Below are 24,553 nucleotides of genomic sequence, written 5' to 3' on the forward strand. Positions count from 1 at the left end.
TCCTTTTCACGGGAACCCCTTGTTTGTTGGGGCGCGCAAAGGGATCCCGGAACATGTCCCCGGCCCCTTTTCGCGCCCGCTTCCGCGTAACGACTGAAGAGCCGGGAGGCTTTTCAGTTATATGTTGCACCACAATCTTACCAGAACGGCGGTCGCGAAAATGAGCACCATATTCACCGGGGAGCCGGTGCTGCGGCCGCTGCATTCGGCGGCCGCGGACGCCGATCGCCCCGAGGCCCATGCCCGTGCCGCCCAGGGGAACAGGCGATCGCCGTCTCTCGCCGTCCGTTCGCGGGGGCTGCGGCCGGTACCTGTGCCGTGCCGAGGTCCTGCCGGACGAGACCGGAGGGCATTGTCGCCCTGAGCGTTTCTGTCCGCTTGGAAAGGTCGTCCGGTTGCAGTTCGGGTGGGCGGCCGGATATGGCCGAGATCTCCGAACCCGCTATCCGCCCCTTTCCCGAATCCAGGATTCACTGCCGGGCGGCTGAGTGCGGGCGGCGGTGCGGGGCCGGAATGGAACACCCAAGTCGAGTAGAGCCGCGCGGTCGTCGGTGAGGTCCGCGAGGCCGAGTCCCCGGTCTTCGACGCCATTGTCGCGGGGACGGCGCTGGGCATGGTCGGCGGCATCTGGAACACGGGCGTGGGGAACGCCGGTGTACGGATGGCCGAGCTCTGGCCGCCCCCTCGTGCTGGGCGGCGCGACCGGGTTCAGGCGCCGGTGTGGTTTCGGGGGCGGGAGGCGAGGTGGTCGCCGACTCGGCCGACGAGGAGGGTCATCTCGTAGCTGATCTGCGCCGGGTCGGCGCTGGCGTCGCTGAGCACGGTCAGCGAGGCGCCCTCGCCCGCCGCGGTGACGAAGAGGAACGCGTTGCGCATCTCGATGATCGTCTGATGCACCTCCCCCGCGTCGAACTGGCTCCGCGCGCCCTGCGCCAGGCTCTGCAGGCCGGCGGCCAGCGCGGACAGGTACTCCGCGTCCTCCCGGCTCAGGCCGGCGGACGCTCCCATGAGGAGCCCGTCCGCCGACTGCACCACCGCCCTGGTCACCTGCGGCACGCGTTTGACCAGCCCGTCGATCAGCCAGTCCAGCCGGTCGGTCGATTCGTCCCGCAGCGGCGTCACGTGAGTTCCCCTCTTCCGAGACATCGTTGACCGTCAGGGGTCACCGAACGTCGGCACATGATTCCACCGAACGGTCGGCAAGATCCACAGAATCTCGGACAAATGATCAAGTCTGTGGCTACGGTGACACGAGATTCGGCTGTCCGGTGCATCACCAAGTCTGGGAGACGACACCACCCATGACCGAGCTCATCAGCCACATCCGCGCCGACCTCGGCCGGTCCGCCCGGTGAAGGGCTCGCGCCGCAGGCGCTCGATCCGGTTCTCGCTCTTCGGCCTGATCATCATCCCGATGATCTCCCTGGTCACGCTGTGGGCCTTCGCGGCGCAGAGCACCGCGTCCGAAGCCATCAACCAGCGCAACCTCGACACCACCAACGAGATCTACGGCGGCGCCGCGCAGCCGTTGCTGGTGACCCTGGCCCAGGAACGGCAGGAGTCGGTCGTCTGGCTGAGCCGCAACACCCTCCTGCCGCGCACGTCGATGGACGCCGTCCGCACGAAGATGGACGGCACGATCGTGCAGATGAACAAGGCCGTGCGCTCGGACGAGTTCCAGGCCACCCTGACCGGCCCGATGAAGCAGCGGCTCTCGGTGCTGATGGGGAAGCTCAACCGGATCAAGGTTCTCCGGAGCCAGGTCGACTCCCGCGCCATGACGAGGCTGGAGGCGTTCAACGCCTACAACGACGTCCTCGAAGCGCACTTCCAGTACATCAACGTGCTGGTCGCCGGCGACGGCCTCCAGCAGTCGTACCACCTGGCCAACATGTCGCGCGCCATCGAGCTGCTCGGGCGCGAGGTGGCGCTGGTGGGCGGCGTGCTCAGCGACGGCGGCCGGATGACCGCCGGCGAGCACGCCGCGATCAGCAAGCTCGTGTACGAGCGGCGGTTCCTTGAGACTTCGAGCCTCTCCCAGCTCAAGCGGGCCACCGCCGATCCCTTCCGGCAGGCGCTGTCGTCCCCCGCCGTGACGTCCTTCACCGCGGTGGAGGACGGCATCCTGGCGACCCCTCCCGGAGCAAGGCTGCAGGTCAGCCCGGCCATGTGGAAGGACGCCGCGGGGGCGTCCATCGGCGCGGTGGACGGTGCGCTCGGGAAATCGCGCGCGCTGGGCGCCGAGGACGCCAAGAAGACCTCTGACGAGACCCTGCTGCGCCTCGCCGTCATCGGCGCCGTCGGCCTGGTCGCGATCGTCCTGACGGCGCTGCTCATGCTCCGCTTCGGCCGCCGCATCAGCCGCGACCTGCTGGGCCTGCAGCGCACCGCGCGCGCCCTGGCCGAGGAGCGGCTGCCCGACGTCGTGCGTCGGCTGAGCCGCGGGCACGAGGTCGACGTGGCGGCGGAGGCCCCGCCGCTGGAGGTCGGCAGGACGGCCGAGGTGTTCAACGTCGCGGCGGCGTTCTCGTCCGTGCAGCGCACCGCCGTTCAGGCCGCCGTCGGCCAGGCCGAACTGCGCGCCGCGGTCAACCAGGTGTTCCAGAACCTGGCGCGGCGCAACCAGTCGCTGCTGCACCGCCAGCTGGCGATGCTGGACACGCTGGAGCGCAAGGCCTCCGACCCGGACGCGCTGGCCGACCTGTTCGCCATCGACCACCTCACCACCCGCATGCGGCGGCACGCCGAGGGTCTGATCATCCTGTCCGGCGCCGCGCCCGGTCGCGGCTGGCGCCACCCGGTCGGCATCCTGGACGTGCTGCGCGGCGCCATCGGCGAGATCGAGGACTACGCCCGCGTCGAGGTGGTCAGCACGGCGGAGGAGGCCATCATCGGCTCCGCCGTCGCCGACATCATCCACCTGCTGGCCGAGCTGATCGAGAACTCGACCGTCCTGTCGCCGCCGAACACGCCGGTCGAGATCGACGCCGGGCTGGTGGGCCAGGGGTTCGTGGTGGAGATCCAGGACCGCGGCCTGGGGATGAGCCCGGACAAGCTGGCGGCCGTCAACGAGCAGCTCGGCCGCGAGCCGGAGTTCGATCTGACCAACGGCGACCAGCTCGGGCTGTTCGTCGTCGGGACCCTCGCGCACCGGCACGGGATCAAGGTGGCGCTGGAGCCGAACTCCTATGGCGGCCTCAAGACCATCGTGCTCCTGCCGCGCTCGCTCGTCGTGTCGGCGGACCGGGCCGGCCGCGCGGACGACACCGGCACCCGTCAGGCGGGTGTACCTGCGACCGCCCCGGCCGGTACCGTTCCGGACGGGACCGTGCCGCCGGCGGCTTCCGACCCTCGGGACAACATCGGCCGCGACACCCAGGAGTATGCGATGGACTCCGTTGGACGACACCGCGTCGGCAGAACCGAGACCCGCGGTGACCAGGACCCGTTCGGCATGCCGCCGCCGCCCGAGCCGCCCGGCACGGCCGCGCCGCCGCCCGCCGAGCAGCCCGCGCAGACGGCGCCCACGACCGCGAACACCCATGCGGGAATGCCGCGTCGCGTGCGCCGCGCGAACCTGGCCCCGCAGCTGCTCGACGCCGCGTCGCCCGCCCAGGAGGAGAAGAAGCCCTCCGGGCAGGACGCGCGCTCGCCGGAGCGGGCCCGCTCGGTCATGGCCTCGATGCAGAGCGGATGGCGGCGCGGGCGGGCCGAGCCGCCACCGGCCCCGCCCGGCGGACGGAACGACGAGGGTGAGCGATGATGGAACCTGCGATCACGTCCGAGGACGTGCGCCGGCTCCTCGACCGCCTGGTCGGCGGCGCGGAGCTGGTGGGCGGTGCGGTCCTGCTGTCCAGAGACGGGCTGGTCGTGGCCTGCTCCTCCGGCCTCGGCCGGGAGGACTCCGAGCATCTGGCGGCACTCGTGGCGGGCGTGCAGGGGCTCGCCCGCGGCGCGTGCCGGCGGTTCGACGGCGGTGAGTTGATGCAGAGCGTCATCGAGATGGACTCGATGCTGGTGTTCATGGTGTCGGCCGGGGAGCAGGCGTGCCTCGCCGTGCTGAGCTCCCCGGACGCGGACGCGGGTGCGGTCGTGTACGCGATGACCGAACTCGCCGAGGGACTCGCCGAGCGGCCGCCGGTCATTCCCCGGCTGTCGGGGTCGAGCGTTAGGTGAGACCGGGTGAGCAGTGACCGATGGCTCGACGCGGACGCGGGACCCGTCGTCCGCCCCTACACGGTCACGCGGGGCCGGACGCGGCTCCGCAACGACAGCCTCGACCTGATCTCCGTGCTGGAGGCGACCGGCGTGCCGGTCTCCCGGCGGGCGCGGCTCGACCCCGAGCACCGCAGGCTGCTGGCGATCTGCCAGCGGCCGATCACCTTCGCCGACCTGGCGTCCGAGGTCAACCTGCCCGTCGGCGTCGTGCGGGTCCTGATCGACGACCTGCGCGACGAGAATGTGCTCAGGGTGCTGAAACCGACTCCCACCGGCGACGTCCCGGACGAGCTCGTACTAAGGAAGTTGCTGAATGGACTACGTGCACTCTGACACCGCCGTCCACGAGCCGGGCGCTGCCGGCACCGGCGGCGGTCAGCTGACCGCCGCGAAGATCCTCATCGCCGGCGGGTTCGGGGTCGGCAAGACGACCATGGTGGGGTCGATCAGCGAGATCCGCCCGCTGCGCACCGAGGAGATCCTCACCGACCGGAGCGTGGGCGTCGACAACACCACGGGCGTCGACGGCAAGACCAGTACCACCGTGGCCATGGACTTCGGCCGGATCACGCTCCCCGACGACCTGGTGCTGTACCTGTTCGGGACGCCGGGCCAGCAGCGGTTCTGGTTCATGTGGGACGAACTGGTGCTGGGCGCCGTCGGCGCGGTGGTGCTCGCCGACGTGCGCCGCCTCGCCGACTGCTTCGGCGCCGTCGACTACTTCGAGGACCGCCGCACCCCCTTCATGGTCGCGGTGAACTGCTTCGAGGGCGCCGAGCGCAAGGACCCCGAGGACGTGCGGATCGCGCTGGACCTGGACGAGGACGTGCCGCTGGTGCTGTGCGACGTGCGAAGCCGGGAGTCGGCCAAGCTGGTGCTGATCACCATGGTCCAGCACGTCCTCGCCAGGACCGTGTCCCAGCGCTGAGCGCGCCCGCCGCCCGGTGCCCGCGCGGCGGGGTCAGGACCGCGGCCCCGCGGCGCGTCCACGGCCGCGTGACGGGCCTCGTCCGCGCGCTTCGGCGCCGTGCCGGTTCCACGATGGGGCCGGCCGCCGTCCGGCCGCCAAGGACCCGAGGTCGACCGGGTCCGATACCCGCACGCCAATTCGCGTACCGATCGCGCCGATACCCCCTCGAAAAACGAAACAGCACGACCCGCGCAAGTCCCATCCCGCTCCCACACCCCCGGATTGGATCGAATGTCAACCCCCCTGCCCTCCTTCCCCGCCGCAGACGAAGCCCCACTCGACACCTGCGTCCGGCTACGAGAAATCGCCCCTGTCGTCGAGGTGGAATTCCCCGGTGGCGTCGCCGCGTACCTGGCACTGACCCACGACGCGGTAAAGGAGATCCTCGCCGGAGACAACAAGACCTTCCTGCGGGATCCCGAACACTGGCCCGCCCTGCACGACGGAACGATCCCTGAGGACTGGCCGCTGCGCGCCATCGTCCAGGGGGGTCACCTGTCCACCAAGGACGGCGCCGACCACAGGCGCCTGCGCGGCCTGGTCGGAAAGGCGTTCACTCCCGCGCGGGTCCAGGCGCTGGAGCCGCGCGTCCAGCAGATCGTGGACACCCTGCTCGACGACGTGGCGGCCGCCGGCGACGGCGTCGACCTGGTTCCCGCCTTCACCGAGGCGCTCCCGATGTGGGTGATCTGCGAACTGTTCGGCGTCCCCGCCGATGACCGGTCCCGTATGCGGAACTGGACCGCCACCCTGCTGGCGCACACGACGCCGCCGGAGGAGGCCTTCGCGACCCAGAACGCTCTTCAGGCCTACTTGCACGACCTGGTGGAACGCAAGCGGCGGAACTCCGGCGACGACCTCACCTCCGGCCTGGTGCAGGCCAGTGACGAGGGCGACCGGCTCACCACCGAGGAACTGGTCGGCGTGCTGTGGCTGATGCTCGTCGCCGGTCACGAGACCACCGTCCATCTGCTCGGCCATGCCATCGTGGCGCTCGCCCAGAACCCCGACCAGTTCGAACTGGCCAAGGCCGAGGACCGGTGGGACGACGTGGTCGAGGAGACCCTTCGCTACCGCCATTCGGTCATGATGACCAGCTTCCGCTTCACGGCGCAGGATGTGACCGTCGCCGGAGTGCACATCCCCAAGGGCCAGGCGGTCGGCGTCGTCTACCAGGCGAGCGGCATCGACCCGGCTGAGCACGGCGCGAGCGCGGACCGGTTCGACATCACCCGGGAGCAGAACGCGCGCCTCGGCTTCGGCCACGGCCCCCGGTACTGCATCGGCGCCTCGCTGGCCCGCCTGGAGGGCCGGCTGGCACTCGCCACGCTGTACCGGCGGTTCCCCGACCTCAGCCTCGGCATCGACCCCGGCGACATCCCCTACTCCCCGTCCTTCTTCACCGTCGGGCCGCTCTCCCTCCCCGTCGCCCTCGGCACTCCGAAGGCCTGACGGATCCCCCTCGGCCCGGCGGCCCCGGCCGCCGGGCCGACCCGTCGGTGGGCAGGCTCGACCGGGCCGTCAAGGGCTCGCCGGCGTGCCAAGGACGATGGGAGACCGACGCGGCCGCCGGTGGCTGACCGCCGCCCTCATACACGGGGCGGGTGAAAAGTGGTGCGAGACCTGCACCTATCGGTGGTGGTACCCCCTACCGGATTCGAACCGGCGCTACCGCCTTGAAAGGGCGGCGTCCTAGGCCGCTAGACGAAGGGGGCCCGTGGTGGCGGAGATGGGCGCCACTTGACTCGCCAAGTCTAGAGGACGTGGCGGGGCGGCGTGCAATCGGTTACCCCGGAGAGGGGGTGCGGGACGGGGTGGTGGTGGGGGACGGGGTGCGGGACGGCCAGTCGGACGGGAACTCCGAGGGGAACGGGGACGTCGGGGACGCGGGTGGGGACGCGGCCGGGGGCTGGGGCGTGACGGCGCGGTCCGGGGCGGGTTCGAGGTGGCGTTCGATCTGGGCGGAGGTGAGGCCGAGGCCGCCGAGGCGGAGGTCGTCCCAGCCCTGGAGGCGGTGGCTGGCGCGGCTGAAGTAGAGGACGGACAGCTCGATGGGGGTGGGCTCCTCGTGTTCGAGGCCGCGGAGGCCGGCGCCGCCGGTGGAGCCCTGGACGAAGAGGCGGGTGCCGGTGGGCAGGAGCCTGGTCGAGCGGGCGTGGGCGTGGCCGGCGAGGACCATGGGGGCGACGCCGGAGAATCCCTCGCCCTCGGTGGGGTCGTGGGTGAGGACGAGGTCGGGGAGCTTGCCCGACTTGCGGAGTTCGTCGGCGTGGCGGAGGCCCTCGGCGCGGAGCTGGTCGGCGCCGACGTAGTCGTCGCGGGTGCTCTTGTCGGGGGTGAAGCGGGGATCGCCGAGGCCGTAGATGCGCAGGCCCGCGACCTCGCGGGTCGCGCCGTCCAGGACGATGGCGTTCTTCTCCCGCTCGACGGCCTTCTGGGTCTCCTTGGAGTCGTGGTTGCCGCGGACGTAGACGTAGGGGACCTTCAGGCCGGAGATCTCGTCGGCGAACTTGTCCTCGGGCTTGCTGCCGTGGTCCATCAGGTCGCCGCTGTCGACGATGACGTCGACCTTGAACTGCGTGCTGACGGACTTGATCACGTTCCAGGCGGCGGGGTTGAGGTGGATGTCGGAGACGTGCAGGACGCGGATGGTGGAGGGGTCGGGCTCGTAGGTGGGGAGGGTGGAGGTGGTGGCGTACAGCTCGGAGATGTTGCCGACGAGCCGGGCGAGCTGGGCGCGGTAGGCGGAGAAGCGCTCGACGATGCTGCGTGCGTCGCCGACGACCTGGGGGGCGTTGGCGAGCAGGCCGGTGTAGCGGGGCTCGGCGATGGACTGGGGATTGAACGTCCCCCAGGTGATGAGGGTGACGGCGACGAGGCCGGCGGCGGCGGAGCCGAGGCCGAGCAGGGCGCGCCGCCAGGAGCGGAAGAGGGCGAGGGACGCGACGAAGCTCGTGGCCAGGCCGATGAGGACGGCGCGCAGGAGGAGCTCGGCCAGGCCGTGCCGGAGCTGGCCGGCGATCTGGTCGGTGAGGCGGTCGAGCTCGGTCTCGTCCTCGATCAGCTTCTTGGCCTGGTCGGGACGCAGGTCGGTGAGGCGGGCCTCCAGGGCGACGGGGCCCCCGTGGGTGTCGAGCTGGAGGGCGCCGAGCGGGGGCAGCTTCAGGGTCGTCCCCCCGTGGAGGGACGGGTGGAGGGTGAGCTGCACGTCGGCGGGGCCGACGGGGGTGACGTAGCTGCCGCCGGCGAGGAGGCCGAGGTAGCCTCCGGCGAGCCCGACGATGACGACGAGGGAGAACCGCGTCCAGCGGCTGCCGAGGACGGGCCGGGCGCGGCGGGTGACGGGCGAGCAGGCGGCGCGGGCGCGCGCGGCCTGCGCGCGCAGGGCCGCGAAGGCCTGGGTCGACGCGGCGCGGACCTTGGGCACGTGTTCCCCTTCTGTCGAGCAGAATGATCGGTGTGATGGAGTTGTCGCGAGAGGCGTTCGAGGACCTCGTGGCGGAGGCCCTCGACAGTGTGCCGCCCGAGCTGACCGCGCACATGCGCAATGTCGTCATCGTCGTCGAGGACGATGCGCCGGAGCGCGGCCTTCTCGGCCTGTACCAGGGCATCCCCCTCACCGAGCGGGGCGACTGGTACGGGGCCGTCCTGCCCGATCACATTTCGATCTACCGCCACGAGATCCTCCGGATATGCGACACCGCGGAGGACGTGGTGGAAGAAGTCCGGATAACAGTCGTACACGAGATCGCGCACCACTTCGGGATCGACGACGAGCGGCTGCACGAACTCGGATATTGATCCGGGAAATGCGCACTGTAGGTCACGCGACTGCCACGCAGCGTGAGTTAATAGGGGAGGGCGCCCGGCACCGGGCGGGCTGAACTGGAGCGTGCGTGGCGGGAAGGCAGACCGGCCGGCATCGTCGTCCGCCGGATGAGCAGGCGACCTACCGCGAGGTGTTCGCGGTGGGTGAGTTCCGCGCCCTCTGGCTCGCGCAGGCCCTGTCGTTCGTCGGCGACCAGCTCGCGCAGGTCGCGCTCGCCGTCCTGGTCTACGACCACACCCGTTCGACGCTGCTCACGGCCCTGATGTACGCGCTGACCTACATCCCGCCGATCGTGGGCGGGCCCGTGCTGTCCGGGCTGGCCGACCTGTTCCCGCGCCGGACGGTCATGGTCGTCTGCGACGTCCTGCGGGCCGGGCTCGTGGCGGTGATGGCGCTCGTGCCGATGCCGGTCGCGGGGCTCGCGGGGCTCGTGTTCCTGACGGTGCTCCTGGGGACGCCCTTCTCCGCGGCCCGCGCCGCCGTCATGCCGGACGTACTCGAAGGCGACCGATATGTGGCCGGGTCGGCGATCGCGAGCGTCACCCAGCAGATCACACAGGTGCTGGGCTTCCTCGTGGGCGGCGCGGCCGTCGCCGTCGTCGGCACGTACGAGGCGCTCGGCCTGGACGCGCTGACGTTCGGCGCGTCCGCCGTCGTCCTGATCGGCGGGCTCCGGCGGCGGCCCGCGCAGCGGCGCAGGGAGCCCCAGTCGCTCGGGCTGTGGCGCGGGACGCGCGACGGCGTGCGGCTCGTGTTCGGCGATCCGGTGCTGCGGTCACTGGTGCTGTTCGCGTGGCTGTGCGCGTTCTACGTGATCCCCGAGGGCCTGGCCGTCCCCTACGCGGCGACGTTCGGGGGCGGCGCGGTGACGGCCGGGTTGCTGCTGGCGGCGATGCCGGCGGGGATGGTGGTGGGCTCGCTGCTGTTCAGCCGGTTCGTCCGTCCGGCGAAGCGGCTGCACGTGATGGGGTGGATGTCGATGCTGGCGTGCCTGCCGCTGATCGGCGCGGGCGCGCATCCGCCGTTGTGGTGCGTCGTCGCGCTGTGGGCGCTGTCGGGTGTCGGCGGCGCCTACCAGCTCGCCGCCAACACCGCGTTCGTGGGGGCGGTGCCGGCGGCGGGACGCGGGCAGGCGTTCGGGCTCGCCCAGTCCGGCATCCTCGCCGGGCAGGGAGTCGGCATCCTCGTCGGCGGCGCCGCGGCCCAGGTGCTCGGGCCGGAGACGGTGGTGGCGCTCGCCGGCGTCCTCGGCCTGTCGGCCGCCGCGATACTGACCCTGGGCTGGAACCAGGTCCGCGGCGGCGTCATCGCCGGGACGCGCGAGCACGCCGAGCCCGTCGTCGTCACCCCCTCCGCCGGGGGCGGCGACGAACTGTCCGGCATCCCGGCGTCCTAGGCGTGGGTGCGGTTCTTGTTGACCGCGTCCTTCGTCTTCTGCACCGCGTCCTGGACGGTCGGCGAGTCGCTCGCCTTCTTGAACAGGTCCTCGGCGACCGACTTGCGCGCGCCCTCCTCGGGGATGAGCAGCCACGCGATCGCGTAGAGCGCGATGCCGGCGCCGCCGAAGATCGTGAAGATGCCCAGGCCGAGCCGGATGAGGTTGGGGTCGACGCCGAGGAACCGGCCGGCGCCGGAGCACACGCCGGCGATCATGCGTCCCTCGTGCGTGCGGCGGAGTTGCCTGCCCGTGGTCTTGTCCATGTCCATGCCCTCGATCATGCCCAGCGGAAGGTAACTCTGACATCCGGATTCGCCCTGATTCATCCCTGATTGGACCCCTGCCCGGTCAGGGTCGGGCCTCCGACGTACCCTCGTCGCGGACGGCCCCGGACGGAGGAGACCCCGCATGGACGTGCTGCGCGTAGACGACCGCCTCACCGGCGAGGAGCGGATGGTCCGCGACACCGTGCGCGCCTTCGTGGCGGAGAAGGTGACGCCCCACCTGGCGACCTGGTTCGAGGACGGGACGTTCCCCGCGCGCGAGCTGGCGCCCGAACTCGGCAAGCTGGGCCTGCTCGGCATGCACCTGGAGGGCTACGGCTGCGCCGGGACGAGCGCCGTCGCCTACGGGGTGGCGTGCCGGGAGCTGGAGGCGGCCGACTCGGGGCTGCGCAGCTTCGTGTCCGTCCAGGGCTCGCTGGCGATGGCGGCGATCCACAAGTACGGGTCGGAGGACCAGAAGAGCGCGTGGCTGCCGAGGATGGCCGCCGGGGAGGCGATCGGCTGCTTCGGGCTGACCGAGCCCGACCGCGGCTCCGACCCCGGCGACCTGCTCACCCGCGCCACGCGGGACGGCGCCGACTGGGTGCTGGACGGCGCCAAGATGTGGATCACCAACGGGTCGATCGCCGACGTCGCGGTGGTGTGGGCGCGCACCGACGACGGGATCCGCGGCTTCCTCGTCCCCGAGGGCACCCCGGGGTTCACGACGAGCGACATCCACCGGAAGCTGTCGCTGCGGGCGTCGGTCACCTCCGAGCTGGTGCTGGACGGTGTGCGGCTGCCCGAGTCGGCGATGCTGCCCGGCGTGAAGGGCCTGAAGGGCCCGCTCGGCTGCCTCTCGGAGGCCCGGTACGGGATCCTGTGGGGCGCCGTCGGGGCCGGGCGGTCCTGCTACGAGGCGGCCGTCGACTACGCCAAGACCCGCGAGCAGTTCGGCAAGCCGATCGGGTCGTTCCAGCTCACGCAGGAGAAGCTCGCCTGGATGGAGGTCGCCCTCGGGCAGGCGGGGCTCGTCGCCCTGCACATCGGGCGGCTCAAGGACGAGGGGAACGTGACCCCGCAGCAGGTCTCGTTCGGCAAGCTCGCGAACGTCCGCGCCGCGCTGGACGTCGCCCGCGAGGCCCGGACCGTCCTCGGCGCCAACGGGATCACGCTCGAATACCCGGTCATCCGGCACATGAACAACCTGGAGAGCGTCCTGACCTACGAGGGCACACAGGAGGTTCACCTGCTGACCCTGGGGAAGGCCGTCACCGGGCTGGACGCCTTCCGTTAAGCGTTGCTTGAACCCTCCGCGTAGGGTTATTCACTGGACGTCCTGCATCCGAGCTGGGCAGACTCGCCCGGTCGGACGATCTACACGAGGGAGCGGCATGAGAGTCGGCATCGTCGGGGCCACCGGACAGGTCGGGGCCAAGATGCTCGAGATCCTGGCCGAACGAGGATTTCCGGTCGACGAGCTGCGGCTCTTCGCCTCGGCGCGCTCCGCGGGCCGCAGGCTCCCGTGGAACGGCACCGAGATCACCGTCGAGGACGCGACGGCCGCCGACTACAGCGGCCTCGACATCGTGCTGTTCTCCGCGGGCAAGACCACGTCCAGGGAACTGGCCCCGAAGGTGGCCGCCGCCGGCGCCGTCGTGATCGACAACTCCTCGGGCTGGCGGATGGACCCGGAAGTCCCGCTGGTCGTCGCGGAGGTCAACCCGCACGCCGCGACGCAGCGCCCCAAGGGCATCATCGCCAACCCGAACTGCACCACGATGGCCGCGATGCCGGTGCTGCGCCCCCTGCACGCGGAGGCCGGGCTGACCGCCCTCGTCGTCTCCACCTACCAGGCCGTCTCCGGCAGCGGCCTCGCCGGCGTCGCCGAGCTGCACGACCAGGCGGCCAAGACCGTCCAGACGGCCGACCGGCTGACCCACTCCGGGACGGCCGTGGACTTCCCCGAGCCGTCGGTCTACGTGCGCCCGATCGCGTTCAACGTGCTCCCCATGGCGGGCTCGATCGTCGACGACGGTCTCGCCGAGACCGACGAGGAGCAGAAGCTCCGCAACGAGAGCCGCAAGATCCTGGAGCTCCCGGACCTGAAGGTGTCGGGCACCTGCGTGCGCGTCCCGGTCTTCACCGGTCACTCCCTGCAGGTCAACGCCCGGTTCGAGCGTCCGCTCAGCCCCGAGCGCGCGAGCGAACTGCTGGCGGGCGCGCCCGGCGTCGTCCTCTCGGACGTCCCGACGCCGCTCCAGGCCGCCGGCCAGGACCCCACCTACGTGGGCCGCATCCGCCGCGACGAGACCGTCGAGAACGGCCTCGCCCTGTTCTGCTCCGGCGACAACCTCCGCAAGGGCGCGGCGCTCAACACCGTCCAGATCGCCGAGCTGGTCGCCGCCGAGAGCTAACGGCGCCCCCGCACCTCCAGGGAATCGAGAAGGGCGGCGGTGCTCCGCGCGATCTCCTCCACGGCCCGGTCGAACGCCTCCGCGTTGTGCGAGGCGGGCGCCCGGAACCCGGAGATCTTCCGCACATACTGGAGCGCCGCCGCCCGCACGTCCTGATCGGTGACGTCGTCGGAGTAAGGCGGTCGAAGCGTCTTGATACTGCGGCACATGTCTTCAGTGTGCCCGGCCCCACCGACAGACCGCACCGAGCCGCGACGTCCCATCGGCACCCCCGGACCCAGCAACCCCAGCCACCACAGCACTCCGCGACAACCTGAATGGTCGCGATCGCGTCCGAAGGCAGGTTCGAGCGAAGCAGGACCTGATCGCGCAGGCTCAATCGGCACCCGCCACGGCAACAACCTCAGCCCGCTGCGCAACCCCGCAACAACCTCACCATCGCGATCGCGTCCGAAGGCAGATTCGAGCGAAGCAGGACCTGATCGCGCAGGCTCAATCGGCACCCGCCACGGCAACAACCTCAGCCCGCAGCGCAACCCCGCAACAACCTCACCATCGCGATCGCGTCCGAAGGCAGATTCGAGCGAAGCAAGAATCTGATCGCGAAGCGAGCCGCAAGGCGAGCCGGAGCGATGCCAGCGATCGCCCGCAGTGCCCGACGATGGAGGGCCGCCAGGCCCGAAGGAGGAGGGCACTGCAATAGACAAGAAACGCCCCCTCTGGCACAGCCAGAGGGGGCGTTGGGCGGGGGGCGGGCCCCGTCTCTTCTTGCGGTGCACGGGCCGGGCCGAGATTCGTCCCGTGCGGTCGCCGGTGAACGGCCCTTGGGGGTGGGGGTCGGGCTCTTTCGAGTGGATCGCGGCGGGTGGCCGGGTGTCAACGAATCCATCCGCCACTGGATTTTCAATGGTGTGAACGGGGCCGTGGAAAACTCTGAAACCGGCCCCCGGCCTGCGGTTACTTGGTGATCTTGAGGTTGTCCAGGCCGGCCTCGACGAGGCTGCCGGTACCGGCGTCGGCGGCTTCGGCGACGATGCGGACGGTCTGGCCGGCGTAGGCGGAGACGTCCGCGGTCTGCGTCTGCCAGGAGCCGGCACGGTTGGAGGCCGCGCCGGACTGGTCGAGGACGGTCGTGGAGCCGTTCGGCCCGACGACCCGCACCCGCAGGTGGTCGTCGGTGGAGCTGTTGTTCAGATGGGCGAGGTACCAGGAGAACGACAGGGTCTTCGAGCCGGCCGGCAGCGCGATCGCGGGCGACTGGACGGTGGTGGCGCCGCCGTCCAGGTCGTTGGTCCCGGCGTCGGTTCCGGCGGCCGCGCCCGTCACGAGGGCGCCGCTGCCGCTCGCGGCGGCGAGCTGCAGGTTGGTGCCGGAGTAGGTGGTCGGCTGCGGGGTGCCGCGCTCCCAGCGGCCCGCGGTGGCGGTGTCGGTGCCGTTCGGGTTGGTCGTCCAGCCGGTGCCCGATTCGAGGTCGTCGGTGAAGACGGTGTCGCCGGGCGGTTCCGTGGTGCCCCCGTCGCCGCCGAGCGTCCAGACGGCGTGCGCGATGGCGTCGGAGTTGCGGTCGAGGGCGGTGTCGTCGATGTTGGACGTGGTGTCGCAGGACGAGTGGTAGCAGCGGTCGAACGCGACGCCTGCCTGGCCGCCCCACAGCTGCGCCTGCTGGGTCGTCTTGCGTCCCTCGGCGCCGGTGAACAGGCCGCCGGCGGCGATCCCGTACCGGATGAACGGCCCGTAGTCGGAGCGGCCGTCGAACGCGGTGTCCTGGACGGGCACGTTGATCGTTTGGAAGTGGGCGCGCAGCGTCTGCTCGATCTCGGCGGACCCGGCGGGGCCGCCGCTGCCGCTGGAGCCGTCTCCGTCGTAGGCGAAGTAGCCCGGGTTGGGGGAGCCGACCATGTCGAAGTTCAGATAGCCCTTGATCTTCGACCGCTCGGTGGAGGCGAGGTTGTTGACGTAGTTGGTCGAGCCGACGAGGCCGAGCTCCTCGGCGCCCCACCAGCCGAACCGCAGGTGCCGCTTGGGCGCGTACTTCTCGCGGGCGATGGTGAGGGCGATCTCCAGGTTCGCGGCGGAGCCGGAGCCGTTGTCGTTGATGCCGGGGCCGGCGGTGACGCTGTCGAGGTGCGCGCCGGTCATGAGGACGTTGTTCGTGTCGCCGCCGGGCCAGTCGGCGATGAGGTTGTAGCCGGTGGCGCCGTTGTAGGTGAACGACTGGACGCTGGTCTGGTAGCCGGCGGCGTCCAGCTTGCCCTTCACGTAGTCGATCGAGGCGCGGAAGCCGGTGCGGCCGTGGGCGCGGTTGCCGCCGTTGGCGGTGGCGATGCTCTGCAGCTGGGACAGGTGCGCCTTGACGTTGGCGAGCGAGATGTCGGGCGCGGCCAGCGTGGCGGGCGCGGCCGACGCGCCGGACGGGGCGAGCAGGGCCGACGCCGCAAGGGCCGCCGCGCCCAAGGTCGCGATCATGCGCGATCTCATGCGTTCCTCCAGGTAGGGCGCGGCCCGCGACGGGGGAGCGGGCCCCGTCACGGGCCGCGGGCGGGGGGCGGTCAGGCCTTGGTGATGGAGACGTTGTCGATGCCGGCCTCGACGAGGCTGCCGGTGCCGTTGTCGGCCGCCTCGACGAGGATGCGGACGGACTGCCCGGCGTAGGCGGACAGGTCGTACGTCGCCGTCTGCCACGCCCCGGCCTTGTTGGCCGCGGCGCCGCCCTGGTTCAGCACGGTGCTCGACCCGTTCGCGCCGACGACGCGGACGCGCAGGTAGTCCTCGGTCGTGCTGTTGTTGAGGTAGGCGAAGTTCCAGGAGAACTTCAGCGACAGGGTGCCGCTCGGCAGGCTGATCGCCGGGGACTGGACGCTGCTGACGCCGCCGTCGAGGTCGTAGGTGCCCGCGTCGGTTCCGGCGGCCGCGCCCGTCACGAGGGCGCCGCTGCCGCTCGCGGCGGCGAGCTGCAGGTTGGTGCCGGAGTAGCTGGTCGGCTGCGGGGTGCCGCGCTCCCAGCGGCCCGCGGTGGCGGTGTCGGTGCCGTTCGGGTTGGTCGTCCAGCCCGTCCCGGACTCGAGGTCGTCGGAGTAGACGGTGCCGGGCTGGCCCTGCCCGACGGTCAGCGTGTAGGTGGCCGTGCGGTCGACGGACGCGCCGTCGGCGAGGACGGTCAGCCTGTAGGTGCCGTCAGCGGTCCCGGCCGGGACGGTGACGGTCATCGTGGACGACTGGCCCGAGGTGACCGTGGCCGGGGAGAACGTCGCCGTGGGGCCGGACGGGCTGCTCGTCGCCGACAGCGAGACCTGCTGGGCGCTGCCGCCGGTGGTCTGGGTGCCGACCGTGGCGGTCGCCGTCCCGCCGGCCTGGGCGCTGCCCGAGCCGGGGCTCAGCGTGACCGTGAAGTCGTTCTGCTGGGTGCCGCAGGACGCCTCGCCGCTCTGCGCGGGGACGCTGATCGCGCTCCACGCCGCCTTCACCGCGTTGCACTCGGTGGCCGAGCCGGGGAACAGCTGCAGCGCCGCGTTGATCGTCTCGACGCGGGCGCGGGCGTGGCTCCAGCTCGTCACCTTGCGGCTGAGGCCGCCCATGAAGATCTGGCCGGCCTTCTGGATGCCGATGCCGGTGACGGTGGAGCTGTTGCAGGTCGGGCTGGTCGGGTTGCCGTTGCTCGGGTTCGAGCCCTCGGCCAGCAGGTAGAACCAGTGGTTCTGCGGGCCGGCCGCCGCGTGCACCTCGGTGCTCGGGATCGAGGACGAGTAGCAGTTCGGGTCGCCCAGCGCGGACGGGTTGTACATGTTGCGGATCGGTCCGCTGCCGACCAGGTCGACCTCCTCGCCGATGAGGTAGTCCGGCGGGTCGTAGGTGGAGGGCTCGTTCATGTAGTGCTCGGTCAGCGTGCCGAAGATGTCGCCGGCCGACTCGTTCATGCCCCCCTTCTCGTTGCCGTTGCCGCCGCTGTCGCCGCCGGGCGTGGTGGTGAAGACGGCGTGGCCGTTCTCGTGGCCGACGACGTCGACGGAGGTGGCCTGCTTGGTGCCTGCCTGGTTGTGGCCGAAGTTGGTGTAGCTGCCGTTCCAGTAGGCGTTGACGTCGTTCAGGCCGACGCGGAGCGGGAAGCCGCCGCCGCTGCCGTTGACGCCGTTGCGGCCGAGCCAGGAGCCCAGCATGTCCCATTCCTTCTGGACCGCGTAGAGGGCGTCGACGCAGGCGGTCTCCAGGTCCGTGCCGCTGCCGCTGCCCCAGGCGCTGTCGGTGCCGGTGTAGGCGGAGCCGTTCTGGCCGCCGCACCGGATGCCGGAGCGCTGCGGGTCGGTCATGGACGTGGCGGCGGTGCTGAGGTCGACGGTGCCGTGGTAGTAGCTGCGGTCGTCGGCCGCGTCCCGGACCTCGTCGTAGGTCTTGACGACCTTGCCGGACTTGGCGTCGACGAACACGTGCAGCTTCGTCGGGGCCTTCTTCCGGGTGCCGCTGACGACGGTCTCGTAGACGAGGCGTCCCGAGCCTTCGGCGAGCACCATCAGGCGGGGCGTGGAGGCGGTCTCGACCTTGGAGACGCGGGCGCGCGAGGTCGTGGCGGCCTGAGCCGCGCCGACCGACGCCTTGGTCCCCACGTCGAGGATGCGGGTCTGGTCGACGGAGGTGCTCAGCACGCCCCCGCTCGCGTTGGTGGTGACGACGAAGTCGCCGCCGTAGACGGGCAGGCCGTCGTAGGTGCGCTCGTAGGCCACGTACTGGAGGCCGCGCAGGCCCGAGGTGACCCCGCGCCGGACGATCCTGTCCTTCGGGGCCTTCTTGAACTCGGCGGGCTTCGCCGCGACCAGGCGGTCGGCCGAGGCGGCGGCGACGGTGCGGGGGTCCGGCCTGGCCGGCGCCGCGGGGGCGGTGCGGGGTGTCGCACCTGAGGCGGGCGAGGACATCGCCACGGCGAGGCCGACGGACAAGGCCGCCGCCCCGATCGCGGTCTGGTGTCTCACGGGGGTGCTCCTTCCACATGCCGGACGGGCGGAGGGGGTGGGCACGTGGAGGCCCTTGTAAGAGCGCTCCAGGAACCGCCGCCCGCCCGGCGGGGGGTTGGGATGGGGGACTCATCCGGATGAGCTGACCCGAAGTGCACCCTGGTTCGAGAAAGGTGTCAATAAATCCATTTAGTTCTGGATTTTCAATACTGTTGGGCAGCTCTCTGAAACCAATGGAATTCCGTGGCGGAGCAGCGCGGACGGGCCGGGCCGAAAGGTCGGCCCGGCCCGTCCGGCAGGGAACCGCGGGGGCGGCGCGCGCGTTGAGACGCCGGCCGCCCGGCGGGGTCAGGGGGCGATGCGGTGGCAGAGCCAGGAGAGCGCCAGGGGGTAGCGGTAGTCGATCGCGCCGTGGCCCGCGTCGAACAATTCGAAGTGGATCGCGTCCTCGGCGACGCCGGCGTCGAGCAGCGCCCGGTGGAACGCCTGCGCGCCGATGTCGAGGTACCACTCGTCGCGCGTGCCGCCGTCGATCCAGATCGCCCGCTGCGAGCGCATCGCCTCGGCGTGCCCCGGGACCATCCGTACCGGGTCCCAGGCGAGCCAGCGATCCCACACCTCCGGCCGGAGCACGCCGGTGACCGGGTCGAACGGCAGGTCGGGCGTGCCGTCCTCGCGCGCGGAGTAGCACAGCGCCATGCCGAGGATGTTGAGCAGCTCCATGTCCTCGGGCTTGGTGAACGAGGTGCGGCTCCTGAAGTCGTCCCACCAGCGCCGGATGTCGCCGTCGTACTTGCGCAGGTGCCGGACGCACTTGGGGAACTCGGTCAGGTAGCAGTACTCGAACAGGGCGTCCCCCGCGTGCGTCGCGAGCGCCCCGAACAGGTCGGGACGGAGCATCGGCGTGATCATCGCGCCGTAGCCGCCGCTGGACTTGCCGCTGATCGCCCGGTGCCCGGGTGCGTCGAGCGTCCGGTAGTGGCCGTCCACCCACGGGACGATCTCGTCGCAGATGTAGGAGTGGTAGCGGCCCGTGCCGGGGGAGTCGACGTACTGGCTGCCGCCGTGCGCGGTCCAGGCGTCCACGAACACCACGATCGCGGGCGGTGCCTCCCCGGAGGCGAACACCGCGTCGGCCGTCTCGGGGAACGGCCGCCGGTACGGCATCCGGTTGCGCCAGATCCCGACATGCCCGGTGAATCCGGTGATCACGTAGACGCTGGGGTAGCGGCGGTCCGGTTCGTCGTCGTAGCCGGGCGGTACGTACACCAGTACCGGCCGCTCGTGGGGGTCGTCCAGCGGGTTGCCGCGAAGCAGCTCGCTGGTGACGACGTGCTCTTCGAGGCGGCCGGCGAGATCGGCGGACCACGGCTGCATTGCGTACTCCCTCGTCGCAAGCGGATGATCACCTCGACGCTAACCCATGGCCGGGACGGCGGGACGGGGCCGTCGCCCGGGGCGGGTGTCACGACGCGGCCGTGTTCTCCGTTCCTCTTGCGAAGGAAGGAGACAGACATGACCGACAACGCCGCACTCCTGAGGGACCTGCACCGACCCGGCGACCCGCTGCTGCTGCCCAACGTCTGGGACGCGGGGAGCGCGAAGATCGTCCAGGAGGCCGGGTTCCCGGCCCTCGCCACCGCGAGCGCCGCCGTGTCCGCCATGCTCGGCTACCCCGACCACGAGGGGGCGCCCGTGGAGGAGATGTTCGCCGCCGCGGGGCGCGTCATCCGCGCGGCGACCGTCCCCGTCACCGTGGACGCCGAGGCCGGGTACGGGCTGCAGCCGGGGGAGCTGGTCGAGCGGCTGCTCGCCATCGGCGCGGCGGGCTGCAACCTGGAGGACACCTACGCCGGCGAACTGGCCGCGCCGGAGACCCAGGCGGAGTACATCGCGGCCGTCCGGGCGGCGGCCGGGGACGCCCTGGTGATCAACGCTCGCGCCGACACGTTCGTCGCCAAGGTCCCGGACCCGGTCGAGGCGGCGATCGCGCGGGGACGGCTGTACCTGGAGGCCGGCGCCGACTGCGTGTACCCGATCGCCGCACCGCCGGACGCCGTCCCGTCCCTGGTGAAGGGGATCCCGGGCCCGGTCAACGCGAACAACTTCCCGGGCACGTCGCTCGCGGAGCTGGCGGAGACGGGCGTCGCGCGCGTCTCCTACGGCCCGATGCCGTACCTGCGCGCCCTGGACTCCCTGAAGGAGTTCGCGGGCCGCGTCCTGGCGAAGGAGAATCCCTACGCCTGACCGGGTCACCCGCTCAGGACCGGCCCGGTCGACCCTGACCGGGTCGCCCGACCCGGCCTCCGTGCGGGCCGCGTGTGAGCGCGCTCTCGTCGCGGGCGCCTTGCAAGTGCGTACTTACACTGGCACAGTGAGACAAAATTCGACTCGTTGTATCACATGTGGGCGCAGGCGCGAGCCCGTACGGAGGTGGGGCCGGCATGACCGCGACCGTTGAGGAGACGCCGCCGAAGGTCGTCCTGGACTCGATCAGCGGGGCGGCCCTGGCCGCCGCCGCGTCCAACGTCGTCATGCAGCTCTCCCGCCTCCCGATCGGGCACGGCGTCGCGGAGAGCACGGTCGACAGCGGCCGTGTCGACAAGCACCCGGTCAAGCGGGCCCGCACCACGCTCAGCTACATCGCCGTCGCCATGCTCGGCACCGAGGCCGAACGCGAGGCGATGCGCCGCGAGGTGAACCGCGCGCACCGGCACGTCCGGGCGAAGGAGCCCGTCGCCTACAACGCGTTCGACCGCGAGCTGCAACTGTGGGTCGCCGCGTGCCTCTACGTGGGCATCGAGATGATCTACACGATGCTGTACGGGAAGCCGTCGCCGGACCAGGCCGCCGACCTGTACCGGCACGGTGCCCGCTTCGGCACCACCCTCCAGGTCACCCCGGACCTGTGGCCGCCGGACCGGGCGGCCTTCGAGACCTACTGGCAGGCGGGCCTGGCGAAGATCGAGATGGACGACGTCACCCGCGGCTACCTGCGCGACCTCGCCGAGATGCGCTTCCTGCCCGCGCCCGTCCACTGGACGCTCGGCCGGTTCCACCGCTTCCTGACGCTCGGCTTCCTGCCCCAGCCGTTCCGCGACGAGCTCGGCTTCCCCTGGACGGCCCGCGACCAGGCGCGCTTCGACCGCTTCGTCCGCGTGCTGGCGGCGAGCAACCGCGCCCTGCCGCGCCCTGCCCGGGAGTTCCCCTTCAACCTCTACCTCCGCGACGTCCGCCGCCGCATCAGGAACGGGCGCCCGATCGTGTGACCGCGTCCCGGGCCCTCAGGGCCGCGGGTCCTCCGCGGTGTCCTCCCCGGTGTCCTCCGCGGCCTTCGCGCCCTCCCGCCCGGACGGCCTGATCTGGAGTTCGAAGTCGCCCTCGTGGTGGGTGACGCCGGCGATGACGGCGTCCTCCAGGACCTCGGCGCCCTTGTGCTGGCGGCGCATCATCGGGTCGGAGCGCACGTCCTTCGCCAGCGCGACGCACAGCAGGATCAGCACGATCGCGAACGGCAGCGCGCCGATGAACGTGATGTTCTGGATGCCGTTGAGGGCCTTGTCCCCGCCGATCACCAGCATGATCGCGGCGACCCCGCCGGTCATCGCGCCCCAGAAGATCACGACCCAGCGGGACGGAGAGGTCGAGCCGCGCTGCGACAGCGTGCCCATGACGATCGACGCGGCGTCCGCGCCGGACACGAAGAAGATCGCCACGAGCACCATGACGACGACCGCGGTCACCGCCAGCCACGGCAGGTGGCCGAGGACGTTGAAGGTGATCTGCTCCTCGGTGCCGTTCCCGAACGGGTTCAGGCCCCTGCGCTGCTGGTCGATGGCCGTCCCGCCGAAGATCGCGAACCAGACCACGCTGACCGCGCTCGGCACGAGGATCACGCCGCCGACGAACTGCCGGATGGTGCGGCCGCGGCTGATCCGGGCCAGGAACATCCCGACGAACGGCGCCCAGGAGATCCACCACGCCCAGTAGAAGATCGTCCAGTTGGACAGGAACGTCTTCATCGGCTCGCCGCCCGTCGCCCCGGACCGGGACGCCATCTGCCCGAAGTCCTGGATGTAGACGCCGAGCGAGGTGGGCAGCAGCTCCAGGATGAACACGGTCGGCCCCACCACGAACACGAAGACCGCGAGGACGATGGCCAGCACCATGTTGATGTTGGACAGCCACTGGATGCCGCGCGCGACCCCCGACACCGCCGACACCACGAAGCAGACCGTCAGCACCACGATGATCAGCACGAGGACGGTGGTGCCGAGCGAGGAGATCCAGCCCGCCTCCTGCATCCCGGTCCGGATCTGCAGCGCCCCGATGCCGAGCGAGGCGGCCGAGCCGAACAGGGTGGCGAACAGCGCGAGGATGTCGATGACCTTGCCCGCCGGGCCCGCGGCGCGGCGGCGGCCGAGCAGCGGGACGAACGCCGAGCTGATCAGCTGGCTGCGCCCCCGGCGGTAGTGGCTGTACCCGATCGCGAGGCCGAGCACGGCGTAGATCGACCACGGGTGCAGCGTCCAGTGGAACATCGTGGTCGCCATGGCCGTCTCGATCGCGGCCTCGCTCTGCGCCGGGTCGGTGCCGGGCGGCGGCTCGACGAAGTGCGTGAGGGGCTCGGCCACGCCGAAGAACATCAGCCCGATTCCCATGCCCGCGCTGAACATCATCGCGACCCACGAGACGGTGTGGAACTCCGGCTCGTCCTCCTCCCGGCCGAGCGGGATGCGGCCGTACCGGCTGAACGCCAGCCACAGCGAGAAGATCACGAAGCCGGTGGCGGCGAGGACGAACAGCCAGCCGAGGTTCGTCAGCAGCCAGCCCAGCATCGTGTCCGCGGCCGAGCTGAGGCCGCCGGTGTCGGCCCCGCCCCAGACCACGAACGAGGCCGAGAGCACGGCCGCGACGCCGTAGACGATCCAGTCGGTGTGCGGCCGTCCGTGCTTGACGAGACTCACGGGCTCGGTGCCGGGGTACTCGTCCCGCTCGCCGGGCTCGGGCTTGCTCCTCTCCATAGCCCGGTGTCCTGCCCGGAAGTTCACCATTCAGTTACGCGGCGAAGCGATTCGCGCGCAAAGTTTTCGGGATCCGGAAACCGCGCGCCCCGTCCTCCCAGCGGCCTGCAGCGCCGGATCCGGTGCAGTCCGGGGCGACACCGGGGGAATTTCCGTCCTGGATCCCGCCGCACCTGACCTTGGCCGTTATCAGCCGCCTGTGAAGGAAACACTGGAGAAGGGGGGTTTTGATGGCTGAACAGGATGTGGCACTGGAGCATTTGCTGGCAGCGGTGGAGCAGGCGCCGCCGGTCGAATCCTCAGCGGTGATCGGCCGCATCCTGGCCGAGCAGCTCGACGCCTCGGACGTGTGCTTCATGCTCACCGACTTCGCCGGTGACTCGTTGTGGCGGCTGCCCGCCGAAGTCCGGTTCGGAGAGGGCAAGAACGACCGGGAGGAGCTGAGCGGCAGCCTGTACGACCAGGTGATCAGTTCCCAGCGGCTCCTCGTGACCGAGTCGCCCGGACCCGCGGGCGGGTTCGATCCCGGGTGGCGGGTGGTGGCGCCGGTGACCAACCGCGGCGACGCGATCGGCGTGCTGGAACTGACGATGCGGGAACGGCCCGGCGAGCGGCAACGCATGCACGTCGCACAGGCCGCGCACGCCATGGCCTACATCGTGGTGGCCAACCGCCGCTTCACCGACCTGTACGAATGGGGACGGCGCAGCGTGCCGGTGTCGCTGGCCGCCGAGATCCAGCACAACCTGCTGCCGGACGCGTTGTCGTGCGAGGCCGGCCAGGCCACCATCGCCGGGAGCCTGGAGCCGGCCGGTCACATCGCCGGCGACACCTTCGACTACAGCCTGGACGAGCACAGCCTGTACATCTCCATCACCGACGCCATGGGCCACGATGTGCCCGCCGCGATGCTCGCCACACTGCTGGTGGGCGCCCTGCGCAACGCTCGCCGCTCGCGCGCCGGCCTGGCCGCACAGGCTCGGGCGGCCGACCGGGCCGTGACCGACTACGGGCAGGACGCCACCGCCACCGGCCAACTGCTGAGCATCGACCTGGCCACCGGCCGCGCCCTGTTCGTCAACGCCGGCCATCCCTGGCCGCTGCGCCTGCGCGACGGGCGCGTCACCATGATCGAACCTCATATCGACCCGCCCTTCGGCGTGCCCAACCCCGACGGTCACCGGGTGCAGGATTTCGACCTGGCCCCCGGTGACCGGGTGGTGCTGCTCACCGACGGCATGATCGAACGCACCACCACCGCCCTGGACCTGCCCGCCCTCATCGCGGACGGCTCCGGACTGCACCCCCGCGAAGCGGTCCGGTCCATGACCCGCGCGCTGCACGAGGTCAGCGGCGGCGAACTCCGCGACGACGCCACCGTCATCTGCCTGGACTGGCACGGCCCCGGCTCCAGCCGGCGCACCCCTCTCGACCAGTAGGCCGGAACCAGC

Annotated in this window: 20 protein-coding genes and 1 tRNA gene; 12 read left to right on the forward strand and 9 right to left on the reverse strand. The window is 71.2% G+C overall.

What is annotated here, in order from left to right:
• Positions 1-708: 708 nt before the first annotated feature.
• Complete coding sequence (locus tag BJ999_RS04210) at positions 709-1,122, reverse strand: roadblock/LC7 domain-containing protein (protein WP_229810243.1); 414 nt, start codon at positions 1,120-1,122, stop codon at positions 709-711.
• Between the two features lie 229 nt (positions 1,123-1,351).
• Between BJ999_RS04210 and BJ999_RS04215 the strand changes: the two genes are divergently transcribed.
• The 5 genes from BJ999_RS04215 (at position 1,352) to BJ999_RS04235 (ending at position 6,640) form a co-directional block, all read left to right on the forward strand.
• The gene (locus tag BJ999_RS04215; protein ID WP_179832052.1) at positions 1,352-3,763 is read left to right on the forward strand and encodes a sensor histidine kinase; all 2,412 of its coding nucleotides are present in this window, start codon (positions 1,352-1,354) and stop codon (positions 3,761-3,763) included.
• Positions 3,763-4,176 carry a roadblock/LC7 domain-containing protein gene (locus tag BJ999_RS04220; RefSeq protein ID WP_179832053.1) on the forward strand — a complete coding sequence of 138 codons (414 nt, stop codon included), beginning with the start codon at positions 3,763-3,765 and terminating at the stop codon, positions 4,174-4,176. Before BJ999_RS04215 ends, BJ999_RS04220 begins: the two co-directional genes overlap by 1 nt.
• A 6-nt stretch (positions 4,177-4,182) precedes the next feature.
• Positions 4,183-4,551 (forward strand): DUF742 domain-containing protein, encoded by a 369-nt coding sequence (locus BJ999_RS04225; protein ID WP_179832054.1) that lies wholly within the window; start codon positions 4,183-4,185, stop codon positions 4,549-4,551.
• Positions 4,532-5,146 (forward strand): GTP-binding protein, encoded by a 615-nt coding sequence (locus BJ999_RS04230; RefSeq protein WP_179832055.1) that lies wholly within the window; start codon positions 4,532-4,534, stop codon positions 5,144-5,146. The genes BJ999_RS04225 and BJ999_RS04230 overlap by 20 nt, the downstream gene beginning before the upstream one ends.
• Positions 5,147-5,509: 363 nt before the next feature.
• Positions 5,510-6,640, forward strand: a complete 1,131-nt coding sequence (locus tag BJ999_RS04235; protein ID WP_179832056.1) for a cytochrome P450 family protein — start codon at positions 5,510-5,512, stop codon at positions 6,638-6,640.
• 187 nt (positions 6,641-6,827) lie between these two features.
• Here the strand turns inward: BJ999_RS04235 and BJ999_RS04240 are convergent.
• Positions 6,828-6,903, reverse strand: a tRNA-Glu gene (locus tag BJ999_RS04240).
• Positions 6,904-6,974: 71 nt separating this feature from the next.
• On the reverse strand, positions 6,975-8,615 hold the full coding sequence (locus tag BJ999_RS04245; protein ID WP_229810242.1) for a metallophosphoesterase family protein: 1,641 nt from the start codon (positions 8,613-8,615) through the stop codon (positions 6,975-6,977).
• A 23-nt stretch (positions 8,616-8,638) separates the two neighbouring features.
• On the opposite strand from BJ999_RS04245, the gene BJ999_RS04250 reads away from it, so the two are divergent.
• Positions 8,639-8,989, forward strand: coding sequence for a metallopeptidase family protein (locus BJ999_RS04250; RefSeq protein WP_218905445.1), 351 nt, complete (start codon positions 8,639-8,641; stop codon positions 8,987-8,989).
• Between the two features lie 95 nt (positions 8,990-9,084).
• Positions 9,085-10,413, forward strand: coding sequence for an MFS transporter (locus BJ999_RS04255; protein ID WP_179832058.1), 1,329 nt, complete (start codon positions 9,085-9,087; stop codon positions 10,411-10,413).
• On the opposite strand, the gene BJ999_RS04260 is transcribed toward BJ999_RS04255, so the two are convergent.
• Positions 10,410-10,736: a PspC domain-containing protein gene (locus BJ999_RS04260; RefSeq protein ID WP_229810241.1), complete on the reverse strand. Its 327-nt coding sequence runs from the start codon at positions 10,734-10,736 to the stop codon at positions 10,410-10,412. The genes BJ999_RS04255 and BJ999_RS04260 overlap by 4 nt on opposite strands.
• Positions 10,737-10,863: 127 nt before the next feature.
• On the opposite strand from BJ999_RS04260, the gene BJ999_RS04265 reads away from it, so the two are divergent.
• Both BJ999_RS04265 and BJ999_RS04270 read left to right on the forward strand, forming a co-directional pair.
• Positions 10,864-12,015, forward strand: a complete 1,152-nt coding sequence (locus BJ999_RS04265; protein ID WP_179832059.1) for an acyl-CoA dehydrogenase family protein — start codon at positions 10,864-10,866, stop codon at positions 12,013-12,015.
• A 97-nt stretch (positions 12,016-12,112) separates the two neighbouring features.
• Entirely contained in the window at positions 12,113-13,135 is a 1,023-nt protein-coding gene (locus tag BJ999_RS04270; RefSeq protein ID WP_179832060.1) for an aspartate-semialdehyde dehydrogenase, read from the forward strand.
• Here BJ999_RS04270 and BJ999_RS04275 read toward each other — a convergent pair.
• From BJ999_RS04275 to BJ999_RS04290, 4 genes are all read right to left on the reverse strand, one after another.
• Positions 13,132-13,344 (reverse strand): DUF2277 domain-containing protein, encoded by a 213-nt coding sequence (locus BJ999_RS04275; protein ID WP_179832061.1) that lies wholly within the window; start codon positions 13,342-13,344, stop codon positions 13,132-13,134. The two genes, BJ999_RS04270 and BJ999_RS04275, sit on opposite strands and share 4 nt — an antisense overlap.
• Positions 13,345-14,092: 748 nt before the next feature.
• The gene (locus BJ999_RS42795; RefSeq protein ID WP_179832062.1) at positions 14,093-15,601 is read right to left on the reverse strand and encodes a M28 family peptidase; all 1,509 of its coding nucleotides are present in this window, start codon (positions 15,599-15,601) and stop codon (positions 14,093-14,095) included.
• Between the two features lie 83 nt (positions 15,602-15,684).
• The gene (locus tag BJ999_RS04285; RefSeq protein ID WP_229810240.1) at positions 15,685-18,096 is read right to left on the reverse strand and encodes a M4 family metallopeptidase; all 2,412 of its coding nucleotides are present in this window, start codon (positions 18,094-18,096) and stop codon (positions 15,685-15,687) included.
• Between the two features lie 330 nt (positions 18,097-18,426).
• Positions 18,427-19,455 (reverse strand): alpha/beta hydrolase, encoded by a 1,029-nt coding sequence (locus tag BJ999_RS04290; RefSeq protein WP_179832063.1) that lies wholly within the window; start codon positions 19,453-19,455, stop codon positions 18,427-18,429.
• A 138-nt stretch (positions 19,456-19,593) separates the two neighbouring features.
• Between BJ999_RS04290 and BJ999_RS04295 the strand changes: the two genes are divergently transcribed.
• Positions 19,594-20,325, forward strand: coding sequence for an isocitrate lyase/PEP mutase family protein (locus BJ999_RS04295; protein ID WP_179832064.1), 732 nt, complete (start codon positions 19,594-19,596; stop codon positions 20,323-20,325).
• A gap of 197 nt (positions 20,326-20,522) precedes the next feature.
• The gene (locus BJ999_RS04300; RefSeq protein ID WP_179832065.1) at positions 20,523-21,347 is read left to right on the forward strand and encodes an oxygenase MpaB family protein; all 825 of its coding nucleotides are present in this window, start codon (positions 20,523-20,525) and stop codon (positions 21,345-21,347) included.
• Between the two features lie 15 nt (positions 21,348-21,362).
• Here BJ999_RS04300 and BJ999_RS04305 read toward each other — a convergent pair whose 3' ends face one another.
• Positions 21,363-23,102, reverse strand: coding sequence for a BCCT family transporter (locus BJ999_RS04305; protein ID WP_179832066.1), 1,740 nt, complete (start codon positions 23,100-23,102; stop codon positions 21,363-21,365).
• 230 nt (positions 23,103-23,332) lie between these two features.
• On the opposite strand from BJ999_RS04305, the gene BJ999_RS04310 reads away from it, so the two are divergent.
• Positions 23,333-24,541: a PP2C family protein-serine/threonine phosphatase gene (locus tag BJ999_RS04310; RefSeq protein WP_179832067.1), complete on the forward strand. Its 1,209-nt coding sequence runs from the start codon at positions 23,333-23,335 to the stop codon at positions 24,539-24,541.
• The last annotated feature ends 12 nt before the right edge of the window (positions 24,542-24,553 follow it).

The organism is Actinomadura citrea, from assembly GCF_013409045.1.
Classification (GTDB): domain Bacteria; phylum Actinomycetota; class Actinomycetes; order Streptosporangiales; family Streptosporangiaceae; genus Spirillospora; species Spirillospora citrea.

Bases quoted from the DNA above. Each gene is read 5' to 3' on its own strand.
- BJ999_RS04220 (WP_179832053.1), top strand. From the start codon at position 3,763: ATGGAACCTGCGATCACGTCCGAGGACGTGCGCCGGCTCCTCGACCGC.
- BJ999_RS04295 (WP_179832064.1), top strand. From the start codon at position 19,594: ATGACCGACAACGCCGCACTCCTGAGGGACCTGCACCGACCCGGCGAC.
- BJ999_RS04290 (WP_179832063.1), bottom strand. From the start codon at position 19,455: ATGCAGCCGTGGTCCGCCGATCTCGCCGGCCGCCTCGAAGAGCACGTC.
- BJ999_RS04250 (WP_218905445.1), top strand. From the start codon at position 8,639: ATGATCGGTGTGATGGAGTTGTCGCGAGAGGCGTTCGAGGACCTCGTG.
- BJ999_RS04230 (WP_179832055.1), top strand. From the start codon at position 4,532: ATGGACTACGTGCACTCTGACACCGCCGTCCACGAGCCGGGCGCTGCC.
- BJ999_RS04260 (WP_229810241.1), bottom strand. From the start codon at position 10,736: ATGATCGAGGGCATGGACATGGACAAGACCACGGGCAGGCAACTCCGC.
- BJ999_RS04305 (WP_179832066.1), bottom strand. From the start codon at position 23,102: ATGGAGAGGAGCAAGCCCGAGCCCGGCGAGCGGGACGAGTACCCCGGC.
- BJ999_RS04275 (WP_179832061.1), bottom strand. From the start codon at position 13,344: ATGTGCCGCAGTATCAAGACGCTTCGACCGCCTTACTCCGACGACGTC.
- BJ999_RS04300 (WP_179832065.1), top strand. From the start codon at position 20,523: ATGACCGCGACCGTTGAGGAGACGCCGCCGAAGGTCGTCCTGGACTCG.
- BJ999_RS04270 (WP_179832060.1), top strand. From the start codon at position 12,113: ATGAGAGTCGGCATCGTCGGGGCCACCGGACAGGTCGGGGCCAAGATG.
- BJ999_RS04310 (WP_179832067.1), top strand. From the start codon at position 23,333: ATGGCTGAACAGGATGTGGCACTGGAGCATTTGCTGGCAGCGGTGGAG.
- BJ999_RS04265 (WP_179832059.1), top strand. From the start codon at position 10,864: ATGGACGTGCTGCGCGTAGACGACCGCCTCACCGGCGAGGAGCGGATG.
- BJ999_RS42795 (WP_179832062.1), bottom strand. From the start codon at position 15,601: ATGATCGCGACCTTGGGCGCGGCGGCCCTTGCGGCGTCGGCCCTGCTC.